The following is a 23958-nucleotide window of genomic DNA, read 5'->3' as shown; positions in this document are numbered from 1 at the left end:
GGCGTCGCTGGAGCTGCCAGCACACGGCCAGTAACGGCACGGCAGCGCCAGCCAGGCCCAAGGCAATACTGGTCCAGTCAAAAACCATAGACATGTCTGCCATCACCGAAAAAAACCAAGGTTAGCGGAGCACAAGGCCTGAGGACAGCTCAGTCTTCGACCTGGCCCAGTTCGCGCTGGGCGCGGCGGTCACCGGCGCGGGCGGCCAGGCGTAGCAGGTCGTGGCCGATGCGGCGGTCGCGGGCATTCCCGCATTCGCGGCACATCAGTTGGCCCAGGCGGCTTTGCGCGGCAACCACACCTTCACGGGCCGGCTGCTTGAGCAAACGCCCGGCGAAGTGCTTTACATTGGTGTTGTGACCCAGGCGCGGACTGTCGAGCAACCACAAGGCAACTTTCAACGAGAAGCGCTTGGGGGCGGTAACAGTTTGAGGGGTGTCGGTAACAGAAGGTGATACTGAGCGAAACTTCATAAAGCACTGTGGGACAGAACGGAAGGCGCGCCACTCTACTCTTTTTTTCGTACAGGTAAAGCTGAAAAAACTCGGCACGCCCGTTCTAGAGCAAGCGCTCGGGACAATCCACAGAAGCTGTGGATAACTCAGTGGACAACCCCCCTTTAACTCGCGCAAAGCCCCATGGAATGGGGGCCGCAGTCAAACTGACGATTTTTTCACCAATAAAAAAAAGCCAGATTTTTCATTGACTTAAATTTCCATTACAGGCAAATGGTAGCCCTGCAGTGCAGTTGACAGCGCGGTTACACACACCGCAACTAATGTGCACAAGTACCCATTCGATGGTTATATCCCCGGCTTTTTTTGAAGCGACTCGCTGCAAAAATGTTACCGCGAGGGCAAAGCGGGGACTTTTCAAATCTTCCCCGGCTCGCCACACTCCCCCACCTACATCGCAACGGTGGGTGGGTTGATGAAAGGGATTCTGTTATTCGCCGTGTTGCTGCTGGCCATCTGCGCCGTTTCCTTGGGGATCAATGCCGCACTGCCGTCACCGGATGGGGCGCTGTTCGCCATCGCGATCCTGCTGTCGGCGGCGTTCACGGCCGTGAGCCTGTGCATCGAACTGGGTGAAGGCCGGATAAACGACATGGGCGACGTGATGAAGGTGGTAGAAACCGGTCAATCCTTACGCCTGACGCTTGCCGCCTACGGGCTGGGCTGCTCCCTGGCGGCCGCGAGCACCGTACTGGTCTATCGCGGCCTGTTGGGCGGCTGATGAAAGTTTTTTGGCTAACACACTTCCCTTACCTGTTTCAATCCGTTACTATCCGCGGCGTTAGTACCAAGCTGAAAGTCAATTCTGGTCGAACAACTCCCCTGTCCAACACGGGATCGACCACCTCGATGGTTTCCAGGTATCACTTGCGACGACACGGCCTTTGAACAAGCAAAGGGTGTCGCGAAGTTTCCATACTCTGACCGAACCAACCTGCAAATTGATCAGGATCTTCACCCCGGGCCCAGAACCTTTGCCCCTGTTGTGTTGCCTGCCCTCCTAAGTACCTACCTGCCAGCCCAAGCGCGCCTAACTTATCAGCGCTTCAAACTGGCTGCTTTGTTCCAGTCGGTTTCTTCGTTCGATCAATTGTGGTCAACGTCGCTGGAACGTTTTAATACGGCACGGTTCTTATCCGTGTCATTTGTAGGAACACCAATAATTATGAACGCTCAAATCCATACTCAGGATGCCATTCGCACCCTCACCAACGCTTTTGCTCCAATGAACTGCCTGATCATGGCCGCTCGCAAAGGCTGCTTCAGCTTCACCCTGGTCAACGAACACGGCATCGCTCGTCACAGCGAACGCCTGTACCCCGATCAATACTCCAGCGCAGAACCGCTGCAGGCCGTGATCGAGCGTACCCGTCAGGCACTGACTGCCTGATCGACCCGAGTCGCTGAAACACAAAAACCCTGTTTAAAAAGCAGGGTTTTTTATTGCCCGGAATTTGCCTATTGAGCTTTTGTACTAAGTTCGAATAGATATAAACGTTATAACTAAATGAAGAAGATGTTTTAAAAACAGTCCTTTACATCACAAATATGACACTACACTTCAACTCAAGCGGCATGATCCGCTTCCGGCGAGCCTGAGATCCGATCCACTGCTGCCAAGCCCCCACCTTCTCAGGCTTCGTCGACCACTTTCACGGATTGAGGCGTGTATGGGTATCGCTGCCAGCGAATTGTGTCGTTATGTGATCCGGCCGACCTTGATGTACCTCGGCCGCCATAACCCGACGGCCGAGTCCCTGCTGCTGGGCATTGCCGCCAGCCAGTCGGAACTCGGTTCCGCGCTGCACGACCGCCGTGGGCATGGCCTGTATAGCATCACCGAACCGCGCCACCGCGCCTTATGGGATAACTACCTGGCGCTGGACCCAGAGCGCGCCAGCCTGGTACGCGGGCTCGCGAGCCAGCACGCGTTCCTCAGCGCCCCGCAATTGGAGCTCACCGTCAACCTGCGCTACGCCACCGCCATTGCCTGGTTGTTGGTGGAACAACACACCCCCGCTCTGCCTCCGCCCGGTGACGTGCTGGCCATGGCGCGTATCTGGAAAGAAATTTTTCATCCACAAGGACGGCTGCGCGATTTCACTCAAGCCTGGCAAACCTGTGTTTCACCCATGAATCACGTGGCCTGCTAACCGGGCAATTTGCAAGATTCGCCAAAAACCCTGGATTCTGGTCGGATTGTCCTACAAAACCGCTCTATCTCCTACATTACAGCCTATAGCGCGATCTTAAAATTATTGTTACTTTCCGCAGCGGTGATCACCACGGAGTTCTAATAATGAAAAAAGTAATGCTCAAGACCACACTTAGCCTCGCCGTTGCCATGGCATCCTCCCACCTGTTCGCAAGCGGTTTTGCACTGAACGAACAGAGCGTCAGCGGGATGGGTACGGGTTTCGCAGGTCGCTCTTCTTCTGCCGATGATGCAAGCACTGTTTACGGTAACCCTGCCGGTATGTCTCGCCTGAATGGCCAGCAAATCACCGGTGGTGTTGCAGCGATTGACGCCTCGACTGACATCAGCAGCACAGGTGGCAACTCTCGCGGCTCCAACAAAGGTGACATGGTTCCGTTCACCGCGGTGCCATTTGGTTTCTACACCAACAAACTCAATGACCAGTGGGCTATCGGCTTCGGTGTCTACGCACCGTTTGGCCTGGTGACCGACTATGAAAACGGCTTCCAGGGCCGTGGCTTCGGCAGCAAGAGCGAAGTGAAGGTCATGACCTTCCAGCCAACTGTCAGCTATGCGTTCAACGACCGCGTATCGGTCGGTTTCGGCCCAACCATCAACCGGATTTCCGGTGTGTTGGAATCGGACAAAACCCTCGACCCTCGTTTTTCCGACACCAACGTCAAGATCAAGGGTGATGACACCGCGCTGGGTTTCAACATCGGCGTGCTGGTCCAGGCCACTGATACCACCCGCGTCGGCCTGACCTACCATTCGAAGGTCAAGTACAAGCTGGAAGGTCACACGACCGTCAGCGGCCCAGCCCAGACTCAAGGGGTCCTGCGTAATAACCGTTACGACGCCTCCTTGAAAATCGACACTCCAGAATCCTATGACCTGTCGGTGACACAAGACCTGACTGACGCATGGAAACTGTACGGCGGTGCAACCTGGACACGCTGGAGCCGCCTGAAGGAAATCACCGTCAACAACGACGGCGTAACCGGCGCGGGCGGCATTTTGGCACCTAGCCAACTCAGTGCCATCACCGAGAAACAAGACTGGCACGACACCTGGGCCTACGCCGTGGGTACCTCGTATCAGCTGACCAAACAAGTGGTACTGCGTACCGGCCTGACCTTCGACCAGTCGCCTACCAACAACACCGATCGTTCGCCGCGCATTCCTACTGGCGATCGCACGATCTTCAGCGTGGGCCTGGGCTACAAAGTCATGGATAACATGACCATCGACCTGGCCTACTCGTACCTGAAAGAAGAAGATGTGAAGGTCAACAACACGGCCAACCCACCTTCCACTGCCAGCTACCGCGCCAAGTATGAAAACAGCGCCAACGGTTTCGGCCTGGGCATGACTTACACCTTCTGATCCAGACGGGTGTAAAAAAGCCCCGCTCTCCTGCAAAGGAGGCGGGGCTTTTTAATGCCAGGCGATCAGGGTTTGGACGCTATCGCCTCCTCCACCGCCTTGATCATGTCCGGACTGTCCGGCTTGGTGAGACTGGAAAAATTGGCAATCACCTTGCCCTGCCGATCCACCACGTACTTGTAGAAATTCCACTTCGGCGGCGCGTCGGTCTGCTGCGCCAACACCTTGAACAGGTTCACCGCATCCGGTCCCTTGACCTTTTGTGGCTCGGTCATGGTGAAGGTCACGCCGTAATTCACGTAGCAGACCTTGGCGGTTTCTTCGCCGGTCTTGGCTTCCTGCTTGAAGTCATCTGACGGCACGCCGATCACTTCCAGCCCTTCGCCCTTGTAGCGCTGGTACAAGGCTTCGAGGCTTTTGAACTGTGGGGCGAACCCGCAAAAGCTGGCGGTGTTGACGATGACCAGTGGCTTGCCGGCGAAGCGTTGGCACAGGTCGATGGATTCGTTGGCGCGCAGCTTGGGCAATTGGCCTTCCAACAGCGGCGGGCAACTGGCGGCCAAGGCGGCAGTGCCAATGGCCATCAGGACGGGTACAGCGAGCCAGCGCATCTGCATGTCGTGTGTCCTTGAAATTATTCAGACCACGAACTTAACAGATCGACATGCCCAGTTGCATCAATGCCAGCCCGCCGTTTTGCCAGCCCCACCAGGCCAGCAACATCAAAACCAAGACTGCGGCGAGTATCAACCCGCGTACCGCTATGCTCATGCCGCCTCCATCTGCGCCTGCAATCGCGCCACTGGCCGCTCGCGTACCGGCCAATTCAGGGCCGCAGCGAGCAGGCTCAACAGGATCGCCACCTGCCAGATCAAATCGTAGTTGCCGGTTCGATCATAGACCACCCCGCCCAACCAGCCGCCCAGGAACGAACCGAGCTGGTGGAAAAGGAACACGATCCCACCGAGCATGGAGAGGTTTCGTACACCAAACAACGTTGCGACGGTACCGTTGGTCAGCGGCACGGTGGACAGCCACAGGAAGCCCATCGCCATACCGAACAGGTAGGCCGTGACTTCGGTGACCGGCGCCCATAGGAACAATACGATCACCACCGCCCGCAACAGGTACAGCCCAGTCAGCAAGCGCGGTTTGGACATGCGCCCACCGAGCCAGCCGGCGGTGTAGGTGCCGAAGATATTGAACAGGCCAATCAGCGCCAGCACCGTGGTACCGACGGTGGCCGGCAAGTGCTGGTCCACCAGGTAGGCCGGCAAATGCACGCCGATAAACACCACCTGGAAACCGCAGACAAAAAAGCCGAAGGCCAACAGCCAGAAACCGGAATGGGAACAGGCTTCCTTCAAGGCTTCACGCAAGGTTTGCTGGCCCGCCAGTACCGGCAATGGCCGATCCTTGAGCATGGCGACCAGCGGCAGAATCAGCGCCACCATCAGGCCCAGTGCCAGCAGTGCCGCGGACCAGCCCAACCAACTGATCAAACCCAGAGTGCCCGGCACCATGGCGAACTGACCAAACGAACCCGCAGCGCTCGCGATACCCATCGCCATGCTGCGTTTTTCCGGCGCCACGGCCCGGCCCACCACGCCAAGAATCACCGAGAACGAGGTGCCGGACAGACCGATACCAATCAGCAAGCCGGCACTGAGGGACAACGACCACGCCGAGTCGGACATGCCCATCAACACCAGGCCCGCCGCGTACAGGACGCCGCCGACAAACACCGCTTTAGTCGCGCCAAAACGGTCGGCCAGGGCGCCGGTGAACGGCTGCGCCAGACCCCAAATCAGATTCTGCAAGGCAATGGCAAAGGCGAAGGTCTCACGGCCCCAGCCGAATTCGCTGCTCATCGGCGCCAGGAACAGGCCAAAACCGTGCCGCACGCCCAACGACAACGCCAGGATCAGCGCACTCCCTACAAGAATCCATCCACTGGTGCGCCACATCGAGGTCATTTCTTATTCTCCGCTCGCGGGTATATACCCGCTTGTATTCGAACCAACCCGCGCTCAGGCGAGTTCGTCCAGCAAGGCCAACAAGGTTTCGCGTTTTTCCGCGCCGAGTTGATCGATCAATTTCTGCTGCGCCGCTTCCCAGGCAGGTAATGCCGCGGCCAGTCGTGCTTCACCGTCCTCGGTCAACATCACCAGACGGTTGCGCAGGTCATCGCCTTCCACCAACCGCACCAGGCCCTCGCCTTCCAGCACCCGCAAGTTACGCCCCAACGTGCTGCGATCCAGGCCCATGGCTTCCGCCAGGCTGGAAATGCTCGGCTGATCAAGGCGCTGCAAGTTACACAGCAAAGAATACTGGGCGACGTTGATCCCGAAGCCATCAAGAGCGCCGTCGTAATGCCTGCTGACGCCACGGGCGGCACGTCGCAGGTTGGTACACAAACATTGGGAGGCAAGCATGGAAGGTGTATATACCCGCGATTGAGGGAATGCAAGAAAGTGTTACAGCGCCAGGCCAACCAGAACCGCGACTTCCAGCAGCTCCAGCAAGGCGCCAGCGGTATCACCCGTGGTGCCGCCCAGGCGGTTGACCATCAATTGGCGCAGCCCGATAAAGCAGATCGCAGCGAGCAATACAGCCATCCCACCGCTGAAGCCGCCGATAAGAATACAGGCCAAACCGCTGAGGATCAGTACCTGTTGGCCGACGATTCTCGGTAAATGATCCGACAATGCCTGGCCCAATCCACCAGCACGCACATAGCGCGTGGTAAGAAACAGCGCCAGCATCGATGCGCGGCCGATCAGCGGCGCCAGGATCAATGCGGCGCCGTTATGCTGCTCGATCAAGGCCACCAACGCAGTGAATTTGAGCAGCAGCACCAACCCGAGCGTGACCACGGCAATCGGACCGCTGCGGGGGTCCTTCATGATCGTCAGCGTGCGCTCGCGGTCGCCAAAACCGCCGAGCCAGGCATCGGCGCTGTCCGCCAAGCCGTCCAGGTGCAGGCCACCACTGAGCAACACCCAGGCCGTCAGCAACAATGCGGCATGCAGCAGCAACGGGGCGGCCATCAATACCGAATTCAAGCCCCACAACAGCACGCCGAACAACAAACCCACCAACGGATAAAACAGCAGTGACCGTCCCAACTCCTGAGGCTGCGGCATACCCGGCAGGCGAATCGGCAGGCTGCTGAGAAATTGCAGGGCGATCCAAAAGGGCAGCACGTCTACACGCCTTCCGTCAGTGTGCCGTCAGCATCGACGCGCAGGCTGAACAACCCGCCATGGCCCACTTCGACATTCAACAGTTGCTCCCTCGGCAGACCACGCGCTCGCGCCAGTAACAGACGCATTACACCGCCATGACTGATCAACAGCACACGCTCACCGGCATAGGCCTGATGCAAGCGTGCGACAGCGCCCAGGACCCGGTCGGAAAAGGCGCTGACAGGCTCCCCTTCCGGTGGCGTAAAGCTGTAGGGGTCAGCCCAGAACAACCCCAGCCCTTCGGCGTCGGTCTCCATCAAGTCCGCCGCACTGTGCCCTTCCCAGGCACCGAAGTGCAGCTCTTGCAGATCTTTTTCCAGGCTCACCGGCAGCTTGAGTTGAGCCCCCAGTTCCTCGGCAAACCGCGCGCAGCGTTGCAGCGGCGAGCTGACCAGACGGTCCCACGGCCCCTGCGCCACCACGGCCGTGCGCATCTGCGCCCAGCCGTTGGCGGTGAGAGCATCGTCCAGGCTGCCACGCAGTCCGCCGCCCAGCTCGGTTTCACCGTGACGCAGCAAGTCCAGGCGCAAGGTCATGCCGGGCGGTCTGCCACGGCGGCTTCGGCGAAGGTCGCCATCTGCCCGTGCAACGCACAAGCCAGGCGCAACAACGGAACCGCCAACGCCGCGCCGCTGCCTTCGCCCAGGCGCAGGCCAAGTTCCAGCAGCGGCTGCGCGTCGAGGCTTTGCAACACATGGCGATGACCCGGCTCGGCGCCGCGATGGCCAAACACCAGCCATTCACGGCAGGCCGGGTTCAAGCGTGTCGCGACCAGCGCCGCGACGCTGCAGATAAAGCCATCCACCAGCACCACGATGCCTTCCTGGGCGCAGGCCAGGTACGCGCCCACCAGCGCGGCAATTTCAAAGCCGCCCAGATTGAACAGCGTCTGCAACGCATCACCACGCTGGCCGGCGTGCAGCGCAAGGGCGCGCTCGATCACGACCACTTTGTGGCTGACACCCTGGGCATTCAACCCCGTCCCCGGCCCAGTGAGGTCACTGACCGCGCAATCGAGCAAGGCACACGCCAACGCACTGGCGGCGGTGGTGTTGCCGATGCCCATCTCGCCGCCGATAAACAGCTGCGCACCACCTGCCAACGCACGCCGCGCACTGTCGCGACCGGCGTGCAGGGCGAGTTGCCCTTGGGCCTCAGTCATCGCCGGGCCGTTGACGAAATTGGCGGTGCCCGCGCCGATACTCAAGTGACGCACACCGGGCAGGTCCAGGGACGGCGTGACCGTGCCGAGGTCGACCACTTCCAACTGCGCGTCCAACTGCCGCGCCAACACACTGATGGCCGCGCCACCGCTGACAAAGTTGTGCAGCATCTGCCCGGTGACTTCCTGGGGAAACGCCGACACGCCCTCGGCAACCACGCCATGGTCACCGGCAAAAATGGCGATCCACACGTGATCCACCAACGGTTTGACCTGCCCCTGCAAGCCCGCCAATTGCACCGCCAGCGCCTCCAACTGCCCGAGGGAGCCGGCCGGCTTGGTCAATTGCTGCTGGCGAGTCAGGGCGTGTTCGTACGCTTGAGCGTCAATCGCCTTACAAGGGTTGAGCCACCAGGTGTCAGTCATAACGCAGTACCTTTCAAAGTCAGGGGCAGGCCGGCGACCGTCAGGACAACACGCTGACAACGCTCGGCCAAAGCTTGATGCAGCCAACCGGCTTCATCCACATAGCGGCGAGTCAATTCGCCCAGCGGCACGACACCCAGACCGGTCTCGTTGCTGACAAAAATGATTTCACCCGGCAGCGTGGCCAGGGTTTCCAACAGTTGATCGCGTTCGGACGCCAGGCGATCCGGGTCCTCCAGCATCAGCAGATTGGTCAGCCAAAGGGTCAGGCAATCCACTAGCAGGCATTGCCCGGCAGCCGCGTTTTCGCGTAGTACACGAGCCAGTTCGACGGGTTCTTCGATGAGGCCCCAATGGTCAGGGCGACGCTGGCGATGCAGCGCGACGCGCTGATTCATCTCACCATCCAACGGTTGGCTGGTGGCGATGTAAGTGACGGGCAAACCACTGTCGCTGGCGAGCTTTTCGGCGAGGCGACTTTTGCCGGAACGGGCGCCGCCGAGTATTAGTTGGAGCATGGGATGGCACCTTGATCTGGCTGAAATGTATCGGCCATCAGGCCGCCATCGCGGGCAAGCCCGCTCCTACAGAAAAGCCAATCTGCTGTTGATCTGGCTTTTGATGTTGATCTCATGCGCCCCGTAAAACCACGCTGGCCGAACGCAGGCTTCCGGTCTTTCCAAAAGTGAGCCGCTGTAAGAGCGGAACGATAGGTGGCCGTTACCGCAGGAATGGATATGTACACCGACACACCGCCTTCGCGAGCAAGCCCGCTCCCACATTGGGACCGCGTACTCACCGTCAAACCCCACACAGCTCGCGTAATAAATCAGTGTCCAGGTGGTTCTCCACCAGGTCCGCCAAACGCTCGATATCGCGCTCACGCAACCCGTGGTAATCCACGGCCTGCACGTCCTGCAAGCCAGCCCAACGCAGCAAAGCGCTACACGCCGCCGGGCTTTCAAACAAACCATGCAGATAGGTCCCAAGAATTTGCCCATCAGCACTTTGCGCGCCATCAAGGCGACCGTCTTCCAGGATCACAGCAGCATTCGACAACGCATACCCCGTCGTCACGCCCGCATGAATCTCATAACCGCTGACTTCGGCATCCTCCAGCACCAAACGCCCACGCACATTACGCAACTGCTTCTCTTCTTCCAGCGTAGTGCTGAACGCCAGCAGCCCAAGGCCATCGCTGGAACCGGCAACCCCTTCCAGGCCCAACGGGTCATGCACCTGCTCACCGAGCATCTGCAGGCCACCGCAAATACCCAGCACCTTGCCGCCATAGCGCAAGTGCCGCGCGACGGCGGTATCCCAGCCGTTGGCGCGCAAGTACGCCAAGTCACTGCGCACGCTTTTCGAGCCAGGGAGGATGATCAGGTCGGCGCCAGGGATCGACTGGCCAGGCCCGATGAATTGCAGATCCACTTGGGGATGCAGGCGCAGTGGGTCGAAATCCGTGTGGTTGCTGATGCGCGGCAACACCGGCACCACCACCTTGAGTACCTGGGCCGCCTTGTCGATCTGGCGCCTGTCGATACCGTCTTCGGCTTCCAGGTGCAGGTCCATCACATAGGGCAACACGCCGACCACCGGTTTGCCGGTACGCGCTTCCAGCCAGTCCAGGCCGGGCTGCAACAGCGCAATATCACCGCGAAAACGATTGATGATAAAGCCTTTGACCCGCGCCTGTTCCGTGGGCGACAGCAATTCCAGGGTGCCGACCAGATGGGCAAACACGCCGCCACGATTGATATCGGCGATCAGCAACACCGGGCAATCCACTGCCTCGGCGAAGCCCATGTTGGCGATGTCATTGGCGCGCAGGTTGATCTCCGCCGGAGAGCCCGCGCCTTCGACCATCACCACTGGGTAGGCCTGGCTCAACCGGGCGTGGGAGGCCAGCACCGCCTGCATCGCGATGGCTTTGTAGTCGTGATAGGCCACCGCGTTCATGCTGGTGACGGCGCGGCCGTGGATGATGACTTGGGAGCCGGTGTCACTGTTGGGCTTGAGCAACACCGGGTTCATGTCGGTGTGCGGCGCCAGGTGGGCGGCCTGGGCCTGCACGGCCTGGGCGCGGCCGATCTCGCCGCCTTCGGCGGTCACGGCGCTGTTGAGCGCCATGTTCTGCGGCTTGAACGGCGCCACCGCCACGCCCTGGCGGACCAACCAGCGGCACAGCGCGGTCACCAAGGTACTTTTGCCGGCGTCGGAGGTGGTGCCTTGCACCATCAGCGTACTCATGTGGCGTCCTTATAGGCGACCAAGGCTTGGTCCAGGCGCAGCCAGTCGGCTTCGGTATCGGGCAGGCCAAAGCGCAGGCTGCTGTCGTGGACAAACAGCCGCAGCAGGATGCCGCGCTGGGCCATGAATTCGTGCATGCGTTCGGCGTGGGGCGTGATCAGCCATTGAAACAACGCGCAGCCGCCCTGGGGCTGGAAGCCGTGGCGCTCCAGCAAGGCGAACAACCGCTGGCCGGCCTCGATGCACCGCGTGCGTTGCCGCACATGCCCGGCCGTGTCGCGCAGGCACACCTGGCCCAACACCCGCGTCGGTCCGCTGACCGCCCAGGGGCCGACCTGTTCGGCCAGTAACTTGAGCAGCTTGCGCTCGGCCAACACAAAGCCCAGCCGCACCCCGGCCAGGCCGAAGAATTTGCCGAACGAGCGCAACACGATCAGGCCGACCTGGTGGGCCTGACCCGCCAGGCTCAGTTGAGGGGTGACGTCCATGAACGCTTCGTCCACCACCAGCCAGCCGCCGCGCTGGGCCAGCCGCGAGTGCCAGTCCAGCAAGCGTTGCGGGGTCAGGCTCAGGCCGGTGGGATTGTTGGGGTTGACCACCACCAGCACGTCGAGACCCTCAAGAAAGAAGTCGACTTCCTGCTCCTGCACTTCGCGCACCACGTAGCCGGCACGACGCCAGGCTTCGGCGTGTTCGGCATAACACGGCGACAGCACGCCGACTTTGCCCGCGCGGCGCAGGCGTGGCAGCAACTGGATGGCCGCCTGGGAACCGGGCACCGGCAACAGGTGCGCAGCGCCGTAGTATTCGCTGGCGGCCTGCTCCAGACCATCGTCGGTTTCTGGCAGGCGCGCCCAGGCCCGCAATGGAATCTCGGGGATCGGCCAGGGCCAGGGCGCGAGGCCGCTGGACAGGTCGAGCCAATCGGCCTCGGCAATCCCGTACTGAATCGCCGCCTTACGCAGCCGGCCACCGTGCTCAAGCATAGAATTGCGCCCCCGCGCATAGGATCAGCAGCCACAACCATACGCCGCGCTGCACCAGTTGCCAGCCTCGGTCGATGGAATCGGCATCCGCCGGAGGGCCTTCGCCCAGTTGCGGACGCTGATGCACTTCGCCGTGATAGATCGCGGCACCGCCCAACTCCACGCCAAGCGCACCGGCACCGGCCGCCATGACCGGGCCCGCGTTGGGGCTGTCCCAGGTCGGGCCCTGGCTGCGCCAGCATTTAAACGCCAGGCGCGTCTTGCCCAGTGCGGCGTAGGTCAACGCCACCAGGCGTGCAGGAATATAGTTCAGCACATCGTCGATCTTTGCCGCCGCCCAGCCGAAGCGCTCGAAACGTTCGTTGCGATAGCCCCACATGGCGTCGAGGGTGTTGCTCAGGCGGTAAAGCACCACGCCTGGCACACCCGCGACGACAAACCAGAAAATCGCAGCAAACACCGCATCGCTGCCGTTTTCCAGCACCGACTCGGTAGCGGCGCGGGCGACTTCGGTGCGGTCCAGTTCACTGGTCTGACGGCTCACCAGGTAGCTCACGCGCTTGCGTGCTTCCTCGAGGTCATCACTGCGCAAGGCCTGGGCCACCGGGATCACATGCTCACCGAGACTGCGCATGCCAAGGGCGCAATACAGCGCCAGGATCTCCAATACCCAGCCGATGTAAGGTGCCCAGGATAACGCCGTGGCCAGCAGGGTCAGCGGCACCACGGCGATAAACCACGCGGTCACGCCATGGCTGCGCCAGCCGCGACCACCGGTATTGAAACGTTGCTCGATGCGCCCGGCGAAATTGCCGAACGCCACCAGCGGATGCCAGCGCCTGGGTTCGCCCAGCAGCGCATCCAGCGCGACTGCAGCGACACACAGCAAGGCCACACTCATTGACTCACTCCCCACCCATTCTCATACAACATGTCACTCAGCGGCCGGGGCTCGGTCCAGCCCTCGAGTTGCAACATCGGTGCCGGGTAGAACTCGGCCACCGGCCCCAGGCACAGCACGGCCAACGGTTTCGCGCCGGGCGGCAAGCCCAGCAGATCGGCCAGGGCCTGGGGCTCGAACAGCGAGACCCAGCCCATGCCCAGCCCTTCGACACGGGCCGCCAGCCACAGATTCTGGATAGCACAGGACAATGACGCCATGTCCATTTCCGGCAAGGTGCGCCGCCCAAAGATGTGCCGCTCACGATCATCCATCAACGCCGCCACCAGTACTTCGGCGCAGTCGTGAATGCCTTCGACCTTGAGCTTCATGAACTCGTCGGAACGCTCGCCCAGGGCTTCGGCGGTGCGTACGCGTTCTTCTTCCACCAACTGTTGAATCTGACTACGCAGTTGGCGGTCGCTGATACGGATAAAACGCCAGGGCTGCATCAGGCCCACGCTGGGTGCCTGGTGCGCGGCCTGGAGCAGGCGGTGCAGCAATTCGGGGGCGACGGTGCCGCCGCTGAAATGGCGCATGTCGCGGCGTTCGGCGATGGCACGGTAGACGGCGTCGCGGTCGGCCTGGGGGAAGGCGTTGTCGCTCATAGTGCTGGATCGGGCGCGAACAATGCAGCCACCGCCTGGGGATTCGAGGGGAAATAGAAGTGTACGTAGGACGCCGTCATCCGCCCCTGCCGATAAACCGCCTCGGCACCGCGCCCGCCATTGGGGCTCAGGCCACGGGCAATCGGCTGCCATTCGGTGGTGGTCAGCGAGTGGTGATAGGTATGGCCGCGCAGTGTGCCTTCGGGCAATTCGACATTTTGCAGCGCCAAGGCCGCGAGCTTCTTCTGCATCACCGCATCGCCTTGCAGCAGGCCGACCAGTTCGGCGCGAGTGCCGTCGACATCGGTCAGCGAGTCCAGCAGGTAGAGCATGCCGCCGCATTCGGCGAGCAGCGGTTTGCCGGCGGCATGATGAGCGCGGATGGCGTCGAGCATCGGGGTATTTTGCGACAGCGCCTGGTGGTGCAGCTCCGGGTAACCACCGGGCAGGTAGAGGCTGTCGGCGGCCGGCAATTGGCGATCATGGATCGGCGAGAAGAACTTCAGCTCGGCGCCCATTGCCCGCAACAGGTCAAGGCTGGCGCCATAGGTGAACGCGAAGGCTTCGTCGCGGGCCACGGCGATGCGCACGCCGTTAAGCAGTGGCTTGGCTTCGATCACTTCAGGCGCGGCAAAGGTGACCGGCGGCGGCAAGGCGACTTCGCAACTGCTGCCCAGTGCTTGAGCGGCGGCATCCAGGCGTACATCGAGGTCATTCAGTTCGCTCGCCTGCACCAAACCCAAGTGACGGCTAGGCAGCTCGATACCGGTCTCGCGAGACAGCGCGCCGTACCAACGCAGGCCTTCGGTGAGGCTGCCTTCAAGCAATTGCGCATGGCGCAGGGTCCCGACGCGGTTAGCCAGCACGCCAGCGAACGGCAAGTCCGGCTGATAACGCGCCAGGCCCAGGGCCAACGCGCCAAAGGTCTGGGCCATGGCGGTGCCGTCGATCACACCAAGTACCGGCACACCAAAGTGTCGCGCCAGGTCGGCGCTGGACGGCGTGCCGTCGAACAGACCCATCACGCCTTCGATCAGGATCAGGTCCGCCTCCCCCGCCGCTTCCCACAGCAAGCGGCGACTTTCCTGCTCGCCCACCATCCACATGTCCAATTGATACACCGGCGCACCACTGGCGCGCTCGTGGATCATCGGGTCGAGGAAGTCCGGGCCGCATTTGAACACGCGCACCTTGCGCCCCAGGTTGCGGTGCAAGCGGGCCAGTGCGGCGGTGACGGTGGTTTTGCCCTGGCCGGACGCCGGTGCGGCGATCAAGACGGCCGGGCAATGACGGGGCTGATTCAAAGTTCGACGCCCTTCTGTGCCTTGATACCGGCCTGGAACGCGTGCTTGAGCATGCCCATTTCGGTGACGGTATCGCCCATTTCGATCAGTTCAGGCTTGGCGCCACGGCCGGTGACCACCACGTGTTGCATCGGCGGGCGGGCTTGCAGGTCGCTGAGTACCTGGTCCAGGTCGAGGTAGCCGTGCTTGAGGGCGATGTTCAGCTCATCCAGTACGACCAGGCCGATGGACGGGTCTTGCAGCAGCTCGCGGGAAACCGCCCAGGCGGCTTCGGCGGCGGCGATGTCGCGCTGGCGGTCCTGGGTTTCCCAGGTGAAGCCTTCGCCCATGACGTGGAAACGCACTTGCTCGGGGAAACGGCGGAAGAACAATTCTTCACCGGTACTGTTACGCCCCTTGATGAACTGCACCACACCGCACTGCATGCCGTGGCCCATGGCCCGGGCCAGCATGCCAAACGCGGAGCTGCTCTTGCCTTTGCCGTTGCCGGTCAGCACCAGCAGCAGGCCGCACTCGTTGGGGGAATTGGCGATGCGTTCATCGATCACGGCTTTTTTGCGCAGCATGCGCGCCAGGTGGCGTTCGTCGCGGTCGGGGGAATCGGTCATGGCAGCTCTCCGTTGGGGCTGGACAAAAACGGCGGGCAGGAAAAAGAAAAAACAGACAGCCAAGCATCGCCCACCGTGATGCTGTTGGATGTTGCAGGCCGGTCTCCGGGCTCATGAGTGGCGCGCGCCTTATAGACGCGCAGACCGACGCTGCGCCTTCCCATATCGCGAGCGATACAGTGGCAAAAGGCAGCGTCTTGACTCATTTACCGTTGCGGGGGCAGCGCCGGAATCGCGGCGGCACTGTGTACAAGTGCGCTCACTCACCGGCTTCCCTGTTTCACTCGGTCGACCCATGGGTCACAGAGCACCTGGAACAAGCGGCGAAGGGTAGTAGGTTGGGGGTGGAGCGTCAATTAAACCCACCACAAAACCAATGTGGGAGCGGGCTTGCTCGCGAATGCGGTGTGTCAGTCAGCACATTAGCAAACTGACAGACCGCATTCGCGAGCAAGCCCGCTCCCACACTTGGATCTCTGCCAATTCAGGGATTACGCGCCAGATTTCCTGGCAATACACGTTTGGCGCTCAGGTAGGCATTCTGCCAATACGCCTTGGACAAGGTGTCGAGCTTCACCGTACCGCCGGTTTGCGGCGCGTGTACAAAGCGGCCTTCACCGACGTAGATGCCGGCGTGACTGACCTGTGAACCGCCGCCTGTGGCGAAGAACAGCAAGTCGCCAGTCTGCAGATTTTGCTCACTGACATCCTGCGCGCGCATCACGATCAGTTCACGGGTGGTACGCGGCAGGGAGATGCCGGCAGCGTCGCGGAAGACAAAACCGATCAGGCCACTGCAATCAAACCCGGAGTCCGGTGTGTTGCCGCCCCAACGATAAGGCGTGCCGACCAGGCCCAGCGCGCGGAAGAGCACATCTTCGGCTGCAGGCGAGAAATTCTGGGTGGAGTAGTTGAATACCGGCTTGGGCTTGACGGCCACAGGCGCGGGCGGCGGGCGGCTTGCGCAGGCGCTGAGCAGCGCGGCACAAAGAATAAGGATCAGGCGGGCCGAGGTCGACATGGGCAGAACAATCCTGGTCTGGATGCGGCTTTCGCTGCCGAACGCTGAAAACCAGAACGCGCAAGCAAAGCTCGCGCGAACGGATTACAACAATGTCCAGGGATTCTAGCGCTTACACGTCAAACTTCAAGTATCACTTTAAGTTTACTTGCTAGCGGTAACCGTCGTCGGGGCCATGGCGAGTGCGCGCTTGGCTTCGATGAAGGTTTTGCTCCAGTAGCTGTCACCCAGGTTGTCGACTCGGACACCGCCACTGCGACGGCTGCTGGAGTGGATAAACTGGTTATCGCCCAGGTAAATACCGGCATGGCTTACACGACCACGACCCGCTGTACTGAAGAAAAGCAGATCACCCGGCTTGAGGTTGTTGCGCGCGACCAACGGTGCATCCACGTTGATCATTTCGCGGGTGGAGCGCGGCAGATTCATGCCCGCTTCTTCGCGAAACAGGTAGCCGATAAAACCGCTGCAGTCGAAACCGGCTTCAGAGGTGCCGCCGAAACGGTAACGGGTACCGATCAGGGACATGCCGCGTTCGAGGATGCTGTCGGCAAGAACTGGAAGCTGGTAAGGCTTGCTACCGGAGAAATTGGCCAGTTCTTTTTCCGTTGCCAGCTCTTCTTCATAAACAGAAGCAGACTGTGCAGCAACGAATTTTGCCTGATTTTGAACCTGTGGTTTTTGCTGTTCTGCCACCTGTTGAGGGTGGGAGGCGCAACCAAACAACAGGGTAACGAGTGCGAGGGGCACGAGGGGTGCGAAGCGATTTAGCATGGGCACGACCGTGGCTGATATGTAAAGAAGACGAGACTATGCCCTCTATCACATCGATTTGCAAATTCAATCGTGATCTATGTGACTTCTTGTTTGGACTATGACATCTAAGCCCTTAACACCCTATATCTGCCTTTTGCGTAGCCAAACCGGCTCAAACGCAGGTTTTCTGGCGCCTGGAATTTGCCGAAAGCCGTGAAAACAGCTGGCTGGCTACCAACCCAAGGTTTCTTTCAAGAAGGGAATCGTCAGCTTGCGCTGGGCCTGCAAGGAAGCCTGATCGAGCTGTTCGAGCAGGTCGAACAACGCGCTCATGCTGCGCGTACCGCGGGTGAGAATAAAATGCCCGACTTCGTCGGTGAGGTGCAGGCCGCGACGGGATGCGCGCAGTTGCAAGGCACGCAATTTGTCTTCGTCGGACAGCGGGCGCATCTGGAAGATCAGCGCCAGAGTCATGCGCGACTTGAGGTCGGCCAGCTTGATCGGCAACTCGCGCGGCGAGGTGGACGCGGCAATCAGCAGGCGCCGACCACTGTCACGCAAGCGGTTGAATAAGTGAAAAAGCGCCTCTTCCCACTCTGCCTTGCCAGCGATGGCTTGCAGATCGTCCAGGCACACCAACTCGTACTGCTCAAGATGGTCGAAGATGCCGATACCGCGATCCATCAACTCCGCCAGGGGCAGGTAAACCGCCGGTTCACCCATCTGCTCGAAACGCAGGCACGCGGCCTGCAACAGGTGGGTACGCCCTACGCCGTGCTTGCCCCACAGATAGATCAGGCTTTCGGTCCACCCGGCGTCGGCTTCGCAGAGCCGCTCGACATAGCCGAGTGCAGCGGCATTGGCGCCTGGGTAGTAGTTGATAAAGGTGGCGTCGTCACGCAGACGCACACCCAAGGGCAGCTGAATCGGTTTCATGCTGACTGAACGGCTCCAAACGAACCGTTAGTGGCCTCTGTGTAAAGTTTGCAAAGTTTATACCCGTGACGCCGGGCGCACAATGCAACAGACCCCAAGCAAAATCAAAGGTTTGCGTTAACTTGTTGGATTTACGCAGATTGATTGACGCCCCGACTCCAGAAACAACAAACCCGGCCTGGGCCGGGTTTGTGGCAGAGGGATTACAGATCGGGGTCTTCAACCCCCGTATAAACATCCGAATCCTTATACAAATCGTGTACATGGCGCACCAGCACCATGATCACCGCCGCCACCGGCAGCGCGAGCAGAATGCCAGTGAAGCCGAACAACTCACCGCCCGCCAGGATCGCAAAGATCACCGCCACCGGGTGCAAGCCGATCCGATCACCCACCAGCAACGGCGTCAGCACCATGCCTTCCAAGGCCTGGCCGACCATAAACACCGCCACGATCCCAAGCATCGGGTACAGGTCACCGCCAAACTGGAACAACCCCGCCACCAACGCCGCACCGATACCAATCACAAAGCCCATATAAGGCACGATTGCGGCAAGGCCGGCGATCAGGCCAATCAACAGGCCCAGCTCCAGGCCAATGGCCATCAAGCCAGCGGCGTAGATAATCCCCAGTGCCAACATCACCAGCAATTGGCCGCGCACAAAGGCGCCAAGCACTTCATGACACTCCTCGGCCAGAGAGACAATGCGCTCTTCGCGATTGCGCGGCAGCAGGCTGCGAATCTTGGCCATCATGATGTCCCAGTCGCGCAGCAGGTAGAACGCCACCACCGGGATCAGCACCAGGTTGGTCAACCAGCCGATCAACGCCAGGCTGGAGGCCGTCGCCTGGCTGAGGACCACACCGACGATATCGGTGGTCTGGCCCATATGCTCGCTGATCGCCGCCTTGACCTTGTCGAACTTCCAGAAACCATCCGACAACCCCAATTTGGCCTGGGCCCACGGCATCGCCGTGTGTTGCAGCCAGTCGAGCATCTGCGGCGCCAGCTCATACAGGCGGAACAGTTGCTTGGCGAGCATCGGCACCAGCACCAGCACCAACGCCGTGATGATCAGGGTAAACAGGGCGAATACCGCCACCACGCCCCAAGTCCGCGACAACCCGGCCTTCTCCAGGCGATCCACCACCGGATCGAACAGATAGGCCAGCAGCAACGCGACCAGGAACGGCGTCAGGATCGAATGCAGCAGGAACACAAAAACGCACAGCAGGACAATCCCGCCAAGCCACACCCAACGACGCGTATCCGCCATAAACCACTCCATCTATATAAAGAAGAAAACTGCTACCAACGAAAACGCAGTTGCGCCTGAGGTTCGGGCGCGACCGCCGGCTGAGTCCCGTCCACTGCGGGTTGCTGGACCGGCACTTCACCTGCTGGAATTTCCTGCAACTTGGCCAGGCTCAACTGGGTACGTAATTGATCGGCACTGCCATTGACGCGGTACACGATGCGATTGCCGTCCACGAGCTGTGGCTGACCGCCAAAAGGCTCAAGCAGATGACCCAGCGCGGCATAACGCTCCAGGGTCATGCCCTGCACTTCCAGTAATTGTTCGGTGCTCACGCCAGGCTTGACCGCAAAGCGCGGCGCCAATTTCTGGCTGACCGCCAGCATCACCGCGTCGGCCAAAGCGCCGGTGTCGGCCCCTTGCGCGGTGCCCTGCTCGCTCTTGTCACCCAGCCACAGACGCCATTTGGCTTGCCATTGGCTGCCTTCCTGGCGCGCATGCACGGCCAGCAAGGCGTCGGCGCCATAACGCTCGGAGGCGTCGCGCAGCGGTGTGGCGTCAGCACTTTCCAGGTTCGGTGCGGTGGCGACCACTTGCTCATCCAGGTCGCCCAGGGGCAAGCGCAACGGCAAGCCCCGGTGTTGCGCGGCACGGCGCAGCGCTTGGGCGACAGACTGACCATCACCCACCAGGCTGCTGCCTTCGGTGGAGTCGTTCAGCCACCAGCCGAGGATCGACGGCCGATTGCTGCCCCAGATCGACAAGCCAGCTTCACGCAAGACGCGATCAGTGCTCACCGGGTCGAAATCCACTTGCAGGCTTTCCGGCGGGCCGGCGTCGTAGCCATATTGGCTGATGATTTGTTGCGGATCTTTACGAACGGCCGCCAGGCCCGGGCCGTCGGCGGCCTTGGCGTCGCCGGTCAGGCGGATCACCAGGGTCTGCACGGCGCGCTGGGTCGCCTGGTCACGCTCTTGGGGCGACTGGCTGCTGACGGGTTCGAGTACTTGATAGAGGCCATTGAGGGTTTCGGCATGACTCGCCAGGCTGACCAACGACAAGCAGCCTACAAAGAAGAATTTACACAGACGCATGGAAGATTCCCGAACGACAAATTTAGCGGCTGGAACAGACCGCGTGAACTCGGTTTGCCAAGGCTGTGACCACGGCGACCGGTAAAACATTCACAGGGTCTTGGTAAGTTTTCGTACTGTCACAACGCTAGCGCCGTAAAGGCTATACCTTAATACGCGCCAAAGCAGACCCGATTAGCATTTTTTTAACACCATATGCCCCTGCCCGTCGGCCCGAGGATGGCCGCTGCCCCTCAAGCCTGATAAAATCGCGCGCCTTCGCAGACCGTCAACGGCGTGGCCTTTATAAAAGCCCCCGCCAGCTCGGTCGTTACCCCTGAATCCCCCCTAAAGGCCTGGATCATGAGCAAGCAACCCTCCCTGAGCTACAAGGACGCCGGTGTAGACATCGACGCCGGTGAAGCATTGGTCGAACGCATCAAGAGCGTCGCCAAGCGCACTGCGCGCCCCGAAGTCATGGGCGGCCTGGGCGGTTTTGGCGCCCTCTGCGAAATCCCGGCCGGCTACAAGCAGCCTGTACTGGTTTCCGGCACTGACGGTGTGGGCACCAAGCTGCGCCTGGCACTGAACCTGAACAAGCACGACACCATCGGTATCGACCTGGTTGCCATGTGCGTCAACGACCTGGTGGTGTGCGGCGCCGAGCCGTTGTTCTTCCTGGACTACTACGCTACCGGCAAGCTGAACGTGGACACCGCTGCACAAGTGGTCACCGGTATCGGCGCTGGCTGCGAACTGTCGGGTTGCTCCCTGGTCGGCGGCGAAACCGCTGAAATGCCAGGCATGTACGAAGGCGAAGACTACGACCTGGCCGGCTTCTGCGTCGGCGTCGTGGAAAAAGCCGAGATCATCGACGGCTCCAAGGTTGCCGCCGGTGACGCCCTGCTGGCCCTGCCATCTTCCGGCCCGCACTCCAACGGTTACTCGCTGATCCGCAAGATCATCGAAGTGTCCGGCGCCGAGATCGAGAACACCCAACTCGATGGCAAGCCGCTGACCGACCTGCTGATGGCCCCGACCCGCATCTACGTCAAGCCTCTGCTCAAGCTGATCAAGGACACTGGCGCCGTCAAGGCCATGGCCCACATCACCGGTGGCGGCCTGCTGGACAACATCCCGCGCGTCCTGCCAAAAGGCGCCCAGGCGATCGTCGACGTGGCCAGCTGGCAGCGTCCTGCGGTATTCGACTGGCTGCAAGAGAAAGGCAACGTCGATGAAACCGAAATGCACCGCGTGCTGAACTGCGGCGTGGGCATGGTCATCTGCGTGGCGCAAGAGCACGTTGAAACCGCGCTGAACGTACTGCGTGAAGCCGGCGAGCAGCCTTGGGTCATCGGTCAGATCGCCACTGCCGCCGAAGGCGCGGCCCAGGTTGAACTGAAGAACCTCAAGGCTCACTGATGCCTGAGACCTGTGATGTCGTGGTGCTGCTTTCCGGCACCGGCAGTAACTTGCAGGCCCTGATCGACAGCATGCGCACCGGCGACAGCCCGGTGCGCATCGCTGCGGTGATCTCCAACCGCAGCGACGCCTACGGCCTGCAACGCGCCAGGGACGCGGGTATCGATACCCGCTCGCTGGATCACAAGGCTTTCGAAGGTCGCGAGGCCTTCGACAGCGCCTTGATCGAACTGATCGACGCCTTCAACCCCAAACTCGTGGTACTCGCCGGCTTCATGCGCATCCTCAGTGCTGATTTCGTGCGGCATTACGAAGGGCGCCTACTCAATATCCACCCTTCCCTGCTGCCCAAATACAAAGGCATGCACACGCACCAGCGCGCGCTCGATGCCGGCGACAGCGAACACGGCTGCAGCGTGCACTTTGTCACCGAGGAACTCGATGGCGGGCCTCTGGTCGTACAGGCAGTGGTTCCGGTAGAGTCTGACGACTCGGCGCAGACGCTTGCGCAACGGGTTCACACCCAGGAACACAGGATTTACCCGCTGGCAGTTCGCTGGTTTGCCGAGGGGCGGTTGATTCTTGGTGACCAGGGTGCATTATTGGACGGTCAGTTACTTGCGGCCAGCGGCCACTTGATTCGAACCTAGGAGATTTTATGCGTCGCGCCTTGCTCTTCGCTTTTGCGCTGTTCGCCTTGCCAGCCGTGCAAGCAGCAGACCTTCACCCTTTCTCCGTAAGCTACACCGCCGACTGGAAACAGCTGCCCATGAGTGGTTCGGCTGAACGCAGCCTGGCCAAGAATGGCGACGGCACTTGGACCTTGAATTTCAAGGCCTCCATGATGATCGCCAGCCTCACCGAAACCAGCGTGATCCAATTCGACAAGGACACCCTGCAACCGAAGAGCTACACCTTCGAGCGCGGTGGCCTGGGCAAGGCGAAGAAGATCAACTTGGACTTCGACCAGACCGCCAAGAAAGTCACCGGCTTTGAAAACAAGGACGCGGTCAACGTGCCCCTGCAAAGCGGCATGCTCGACAAGTCGACCTACCAGTTGGCCCTGCAGCGCGATGTGGCGGCCGGCAAGAAGAGCATGAGCTACAACGTGGTGGAAGGCACTGACGTCGACACCTACGACTTCCGCGTGATCGGCCCGGAAAAGGTCCAGACCAAGGTCGGCTCCATCGACGCGATCAAGGTTGAGCGCGTGCGTGACCCGACTCAGAGCAAGCGCATCACCCAGATGTGGTTTGCCAAGGACCAGGGCGGCATCCTGGTTGCCTTGCGTCAGGTGGAAACCGACGGCAAGGAATACAACATCATGCTGCAGGACGGTACTGTTGACGGTAAGGCTGTTAAAGGTAGCTGATCGGTAGCTGGAACAAAGAGCCTCGCGAATGCGGGGCTTTTTTTCGCCCGTCGATTGAGCCGCCCCTGATGCGAACATGAAACTTTTGTCATAAAACTCAGCGCCCTGCGGCGCAATGCCGCGGTTTACAAGGCCTGCAGGACTGTTGCATTGGCTGCAATGAATTGTTGCGCGAAAAGTCGGTTTACTTAGCAAGCTAACAAATCATATAACGAAGGCCTGCGACGACTTGCCGCAGATCCACCAGAGATTGGAGCAAGCAGATGACTGTAAAAGTAACTGAACGCGACGACGAACATATGTCCCACGAAGCACTGGGCCATGGGATTCACATCTGGGATGTACACCAACAAGACCTGTTGGTCGGCATGTTTCACAACGAGAGCGACGCTCATAATTATAAAAAAGAGCTTGAGTCGCTTGAGATGAAACGTCAGGCAGAAAGCTCCTGAGTATTCGCAAGGCTCAGGTACAAGGCCCACGCAGCCT

27 protein-coding genes and 1 riboswitch are annotated in these 23958 nt (G+C 60.5%); of the genes, 8 read left to right on the top strand and 19 right to left on the bottom strand.

Annotated features, from left to right (window positions below; translation table 11 throughout):
- Positions 1 to 149: 149 nt before the first annotated feature.
- Positions 150 to 473, bottom strand: a complete 324-nt coding sequence (locus HX812_RS10695) for a hypothetical protein (protein ID WP_025855837.1) — start codon at positions 471 to 473, stop codon at positions 150 to 152.
- Between the two features lie 457 nt (positions 474 to 930).
- Here HX812_RS10695 and HX812_RS10690 point away from each other — a divergent pair, with 457 nt between their 5' ends.
- The 4 genes from HX812_RS10690 (at position 931) to HX812_RS10675 (ending at position 4098) form a co-directional block, all read left to right on the top strand.
- Entirely contained in the window at positions 931 to 1236 is a 306-nt protein-coding gene (locus tag HX812_RS10690; RefSeq protein WP_038847951.1) for a hypothetical protein, read from the top strand.
- A gap of 444 nt (positions 1237 to 1680) precedes the next feature.
- Entirely contained in the window at positions 1681 to 1905 is a 225-nt protein-coding gene (locus tag HX812_RS10685) for a hypothetical protein (RefSeq protein WP_005790139.1), read from the top strand.
- 280 nt (positions 1906 to 2185) lie between these two features.
- Positions 2186 to 2668: a hypothetical protein gene (locus tag HX812_RS10680; RefSeq protein ID WP_038847950.1), complete on the top strand. Its 483-nt coding sequence runs from the start codon at positions 2186 to 2188 to the stop codon at positions 2666 to 2668.
- Between the two features lie 146 nt (positions 2669 to 2814).
- A complete protein-coding gene (locus tag HX812_RS10675) occupies positions 2815 to 4098 on the top strand; it encodes an OmpP1/FadL family transporter (RefSeq protein WP_038847948.1) in 1284 nt (427 codons plus the stop codon).
- Positions 4099 to 4163: 65 nt separating this feature from the next.
- Here the strand turns inward: HX812_RS10675 and HX812_RS10670 are convergent, their stop codons facing one another.
- From HX812_RS10670 to HX812_RS10585, 18 genes are all read right to left on the bottom strand, one after another.
- Positions 4164 to 4715, bottom strand: a complete 552-nt coding sequence (locus tag HX812_RS10670) for a glutathione peroxidase (RefSeq protein ID WP_038847947.1) — start codon at positions 4713 to 4715, stop codon at positions 4164 to 4166.
- 150 nt (positions 4716 to 4865) lie between these two features.
- Complete coding sequence (locus tag HX812_RS10665) at positions 4866 to 6065, bottom strand: MFS transporter (protein WP_161630248.1); 1200 nt, start codon at positions 6063 to 6065, stop codon at positions 4866 to 4868.
- 63 nt (positions 6066 to 6128) lie between these two features.
- Positions 6129 to 6533, bottom strand: a complete 405-nt coding sequence (locus HX812_RS10660; RefSeq protein ID WP_038847945.1) for a MarR family winged helix-turn-helix transcriptional regulator — start codon at positions 6531 to 6533, stop codon at positions 6129 to 6131.
- Between the two features lie 42 nt (positions 6534 to 6575).
- Entirely contained in the window at positions 6576 to 7304 is a 729-nt protein-coding gene (locus tag HX812_RS10655; RefSeq protein ID WP_038847942.1) for an adenosylcobinamide-GDP ribazoletransferase, read from the bottom strand.
- Between the two features lie 2 nt (positions 7305 to 7306).
- Positions 7307 to 7882: an alpha-ribazole phosphatase family protein gene (gene cobC / locus HX812_RS10650; protein WP_038847938.1), complete on the bottom strand. Its 576-nt coding sequence runs from the start codon at positions 7880 to 7882 to the stop codon at positions 7307 to 7309.
- On the bottom strand, positions 7879 to 8934 hold the full coding sequence (gene cobT, locus HX812_RS10645; protein WP_038847935.1) for a nicotinate-nucleotide--dimethylbenzimidazole phosphoribosyltransferase: 1056 nt from the start codon (positions 8932 to 8934) through the stop codon (positions 7879 to 7881). The genes cobC and cobT overlap by 4 nt, the downstream gene beginning before the upstream one ends.
- Entirely contained in the window at positions 8931 to 9452 is a 522-nt protein-coding gene (cobU, locus tag HX812_RS10640) for a bifunctional adenosylcobinamide kinase/adenosylcobinamide-phosphate guanylyltransferase (protein WP_016976526.1), read from the bottom strand. The genes cobT and cobU overlap by 4 nt, the downstream gene beginning before the upstream one ends.
- Positions 9453 to 9735: 283 nt before the next feature.
- Positions 9736 to 11187, bottom strand: a complete 1452-nt coding sequence (locus HX812_RS10635; protein WP_038847932.1) for a cobyric acid synthase — start codon at positions 11185 to 11187, stop codon at positions 9736 to 9738.
- Positions 11184 to 12173, bottom strand: coding sequence for a threonine-phosphate decarboxylase CobD (gene cobD / locus HX812_RS10630; protein WP_038847929.1), 990 nt, complete (start codon positions 12171 to 12173; stop codon positions 11184 to 11186). Before cobD ends, HX812_RS10635 begins: the two co-directional genes overlap by 4 nt.
- Positions 12166 to 13074, bottom strand: a complete 909-nt coding sequence (cbiB, locus tag HX812_RS10625) for an adenosylcobinamide-phosphate synthase CbiB (protein WP_038847927.1) — start codon at positions 13072 to 13074, stop codon at positions 12166 to 12168. Before cbiB ends, cobD begins: the two co-directional genes overlap by 8 nt.
- Positions 13071 to 13721, bottom strand: a complete 651-nt coding sequence (gene bluB, locus HX812_RS10620; RefSeq protein ID WP_033900696.1) for a 5,6-dimethylbenzimidazole synthase — start codon at positions 13719 to 13721, stop codon at positions 13071 to 13073. The genes cbiB and bluB overlap by 4 nt, the downstream gene beginning before the upstream one ends.
- Positions 13718 to 15025, bottom strand: coding sequence for a cobyrinate a,c-diamide synthase (locus tag HX812_RS10615; RefSeq protein ID WP_038847924.1), 1308 nt, complete (start codon positions 15023 to 15025; stop codon positions 13718 to 13720). Before HX812_RS10615 ends, bluB begins: the two co-directional genes overlap by 4 nt.
- On the bottom strand, positions 15022 to 15633 hold the full coding sequence (cobO, locus tag HX812_RS10610; RefSeq protein ID WP_010208674.1) for a cob(I)yrinic acid a,c-diamide adenosyltransferase: 612 nt from the start codon (positions 15631 to 15633) through the stop codon (positions 15022 to 15024). Before cobO ends, HX812_RS10615 begins: the two co-directional genes overlap by 4 nt.
- Before the next feature lie 78 nt (positions 15634 to 15711).
- A riboswitch (cobalamin riboswitch) is annotated at positions 15712 to 15963 on the bottom strand.
- 154 nt (positions 15964 to 16117) lie between these two features.
- A complete protein-coding gene (locus HX812_RS10605; RefSeq protein ID WP_028617370.1) occupies positions 16118 to 16654 on the bottom strand; it encodes a C40 family peptidase in 537 nt (178 codons plus the stop codon).
- 144 nt (positions 16655 to 16798) lie between these two features.
- The gene (locus tag HX812_RS10600) at positions 16799 to 17428 is read right to left on the bottom strand and encodes a C40 family peptidase (protein ID WP_016976518.1); all 630 of its coding nucleotides are present in this window, start codon (positions 17426 to 17428) and stop codon (positions 16799 to 16801) included.
- Between the two features lie 213 nt (positions 17429 to 17641).
- Positions 17642 to 18346, bottom strand: coding sequence for a DnaA regulatory inactivator Hda (hda, locus tag HX812_RS10595; RefSeq protein WP_010208669.1), 705 nt, complete (start codon positions 18344 to 18346; stop codon positions 17642 to 17644).
- Between the two features lie 203 nt (positions 18347 to 18549).
- On the bottom strand, positions 18550 to 19623 hold the full coding sequence (locus tag HX812_RS10590) for an AI-2E family transporter (protein ID WP_038847700.1): 1074 nt from the start codon (positions 19621 to 19623) through the stop codon (positions 18550 to 18552).
- 32 nt (positions 19624 to 19655) lie between these two features.
- Complete coding sequence (locus HX812_RS10585; RefSeq protein WP_038847698.1) at positions 19656 to 20696, bottom strand: DUF2066 domain-containing protein; 1041 nt, start codon at positions 20694 to 20696, stop codon at positions 19656 to 19658.
- Between the two features lie 342 nt (positions 20697 to 21038).
- Between HX812_RS10585 and purM the strand changes: the two genes are divergently transcribed.
- From purM to HX812_RS10565, 4 genes are all read left to right on the top strand, one after another.
- On the top strand, positions 21039 to 22097 hold the full coding sequence (gene purM, locus HX812_RS10580; RefSeq protein WP_016976515.1) for a phosphoribosylformylglycinamidine cyclo-ligase: 1059 nt from the start codon (positions 21039 to 21041) through the stop codon (positions 22095 to 22097).
- A complete protein-coding gene (gene purN, locus HX812_RS10575; RefSeq protein WP_038847697.1) occupies positions 22097 to 22747 on the top strand; it encodes a phosphoribosylglycinamide formyltransferase in 651 nt (216 codons plus the stop codon). The genes purM and purN overlap by 1 nt, the downstream gene beginning before the upstream one ends.
- 8 nt (positions 22748 to 22755) lie before the next feature.
- Positions 22756 to 23469 (top strand): DUF3108 domain-containing protein, encoded by a 714-nt coding sequence (locus HX812_RS10570; RefSeq protein WP_033900686.1) that lies wholly within the window; start codon positions 22756 to 22758, stop codon positions 23467 to 23469.
- 263 nt (positions 23470 to 23732) lie between these two features.
- On the top strand, positions 23733 to 23921 hold the full coding sequence (locus tag HX812_RS10565) for a hypothetical protein (protein ID WP_038847694.1): 189 nt from the start codon (positions 23733 to 23735) through the stop codon (positions 23919 to 23921).
- The last annotated feature ends 37 nt before the right edge of the window (positions 23922 to 23958 follow it).

Origin of the sequence: Pseudomonas sp. IPO3749 (assembly GCF_013386605.1) — a bacterium.
GTDB classification, from domain to species: domain Bacteria; phylum Pseudomonadota; class Gammaproteobacteria; order Pseudomonadales; family Pseudomonadaceae; genus Aquipseudomonas; species Aquipseudomonas azotoformans_A.
The sequence above is the reverse complement of the archived record's forward strand: the minus strand, read 5'-3'. Positions and strand labels throughout refer to the sequence as shown.

Coding starts and splice junctions, on each gene's coding strand:
- HX812_RS10695 (WP_025855837.1), bottom strand. CDS start 473: ATGAAGTTTCGCTCAGTATCACCTTCTGTTACCGACACCCCTCAAACT.
- HX812_RS10690 (WP_038847951.1), top strand. CDS start 931: ATGAAAGGGATTCTGTTATTCGCCGTGTTGCTGCTGGCCATCTGCGCC.
- HX812_RS10685 (WP_005790139.1), top strand. CDS start 1,681: ATGAACGCTCAAATCCATACTCAGGATGCCATTCGCACCCTCACCAAC.
- HX812_RS10680 (WP_038847950.1), top strand. CDS start 2,186: ATGGGTATCGCTGCCAGCGAATTGTGTCGTTATGTGATCCGGCCGACC.
- HX812_RS10675 (WP_038847948.1), top strand. CDS start 2,815: ATGAAAAAAGTAATGCTCAAGACCACACTTAGCCTCGCCGTTGCCATG.
- HX812_RS10670 (WP_038847947.1), bottom strand. CDS start 4,715: ATGCAGATGCGCTGGCTCGCTGTACCCGTCCTGATGGCCATTGGCACT.
- HX812_RS10665 (WP_161630248.1), bottom strand. CDS start 6,065: ATGTGGCGCACCAGTGGATGGATTCTTGTAGGGAGTGCGCTGATCCTG.
- HX812_RS10660 (WP_038847945.1), bottom strand. CDS start 6,533: ATGCTTGCCTCCCAATGTTTGTGTACCAACCTGCGACGTGCCGCCCGT.
- cobC (WP_038847938.1), bottom strand. CDS start 7,882: ATGACCTTGCGCCTGGACTTGCTGCGTCACGGTGAAACCGAGCTGGGC.
- cobT (WP_038847935.1), bottom strand. CDS start 8,934: ATGACTGACACCTGGTGGCTCAACCCTTGTAAGGCGATTGACGCTCAA.
- cobU (WP_016976526.1), bottom strand. CDS start 9,452: ATGCTCCAACTAATACTCGGCGGCGCCCGTTCCGGCAAAAGTCGCCTC.
- HX812_RS10635 (WP_038847932.1), bottom strand. CDS start 11,187: ATGAGTACGCTGATGGTGCAAGGCACCACCTCCGACGCCGGCAAAAGT.
- cobD (WP_038847929.1), bottom strand. CDS start 12,173: ATGCTTGAGCACGGTGGCCGGCTGCGTAAGGCGGCGATTCAGTACGGG.
- cbiB (WP_038847927.1), bottom strand. CDS start 13,074: ATGAGTGTGGCCTTGCTGTGTGTCGCTGCAGTCGCGCTGGATGCGCTG.
- bluB (WP_033900696.1), bottom strand. CDS start 13,721: ATGAGCGACAACGCCTTCCCCCAGGCCGACCGCGACGCCGTCTACCGT.
- cobO (WP_010208674.1), bottom strand. CDS start 15,633: ATGACCGATTCCCCCGACCGCGACGAACGCCACCTGGCGCGCATGCTG.
- HX812_RS10605 (WP_028617370.1), bottom strand. CDS start 16,654: ATGTCGACCTCGGCCCGCCTGATCCTTATTCTTTGTGCCGCGCTGCTC.
- HX812_RS10600 (WP_016976518.1), bottom strand. CDS start 17,428: ATGCTAAATCGCTTCGCACCCCTCGTGCCCCTCGCACTCGTTACCCTG.
- hda (WP_010208669.1), bottom strand. CDS start 18,346: ATGAAACCGATTCAGCTGCCCTTGGGTGTGCGTCTGCGTGACGACGCC.
- HX812_RS10590 (WP_038847700.1), bottom strand. CDS start 19,623: ATGGCGGATACGCGTCGTTGGGTGTGGCTTGGCGGGATTGTCCTGCTG.
- HX812_RS10585 (WP_038847698.1), bottom strand. CDS start 20,696: ATGCGTCTGTGTAAATTCTTCTTTGTAGGCTGCTTGTCGTTGGTCAGC.
- purM (WP_016976515.1), top strand. CDS start 21,039: ATGAGCAAGCAACCCTCCCTGAGCTACAAGGACGCCGGTGTAGACATC.
- purN (WP_038847697.1), top strand. CDS start 22,097: ATGCCTGAGACCTGTGATGTCGTGGTGCTGCTTTCCGGCACCGGCAGT.
- HX812_RS10570 (WP_033900686.1), top strand. CDS start 22,756: ATGCGTCGCGCCTTGCTCTTCGCTTTTGCGCTGTTCGCCTTGCCAGCC.
- HX812_RS10565 (WP_038847694.1), top strand. CDS start 23,733: ATGACTGTAAAAGTAACTGAACGCGACGACGAACATATGTCCCACGAA.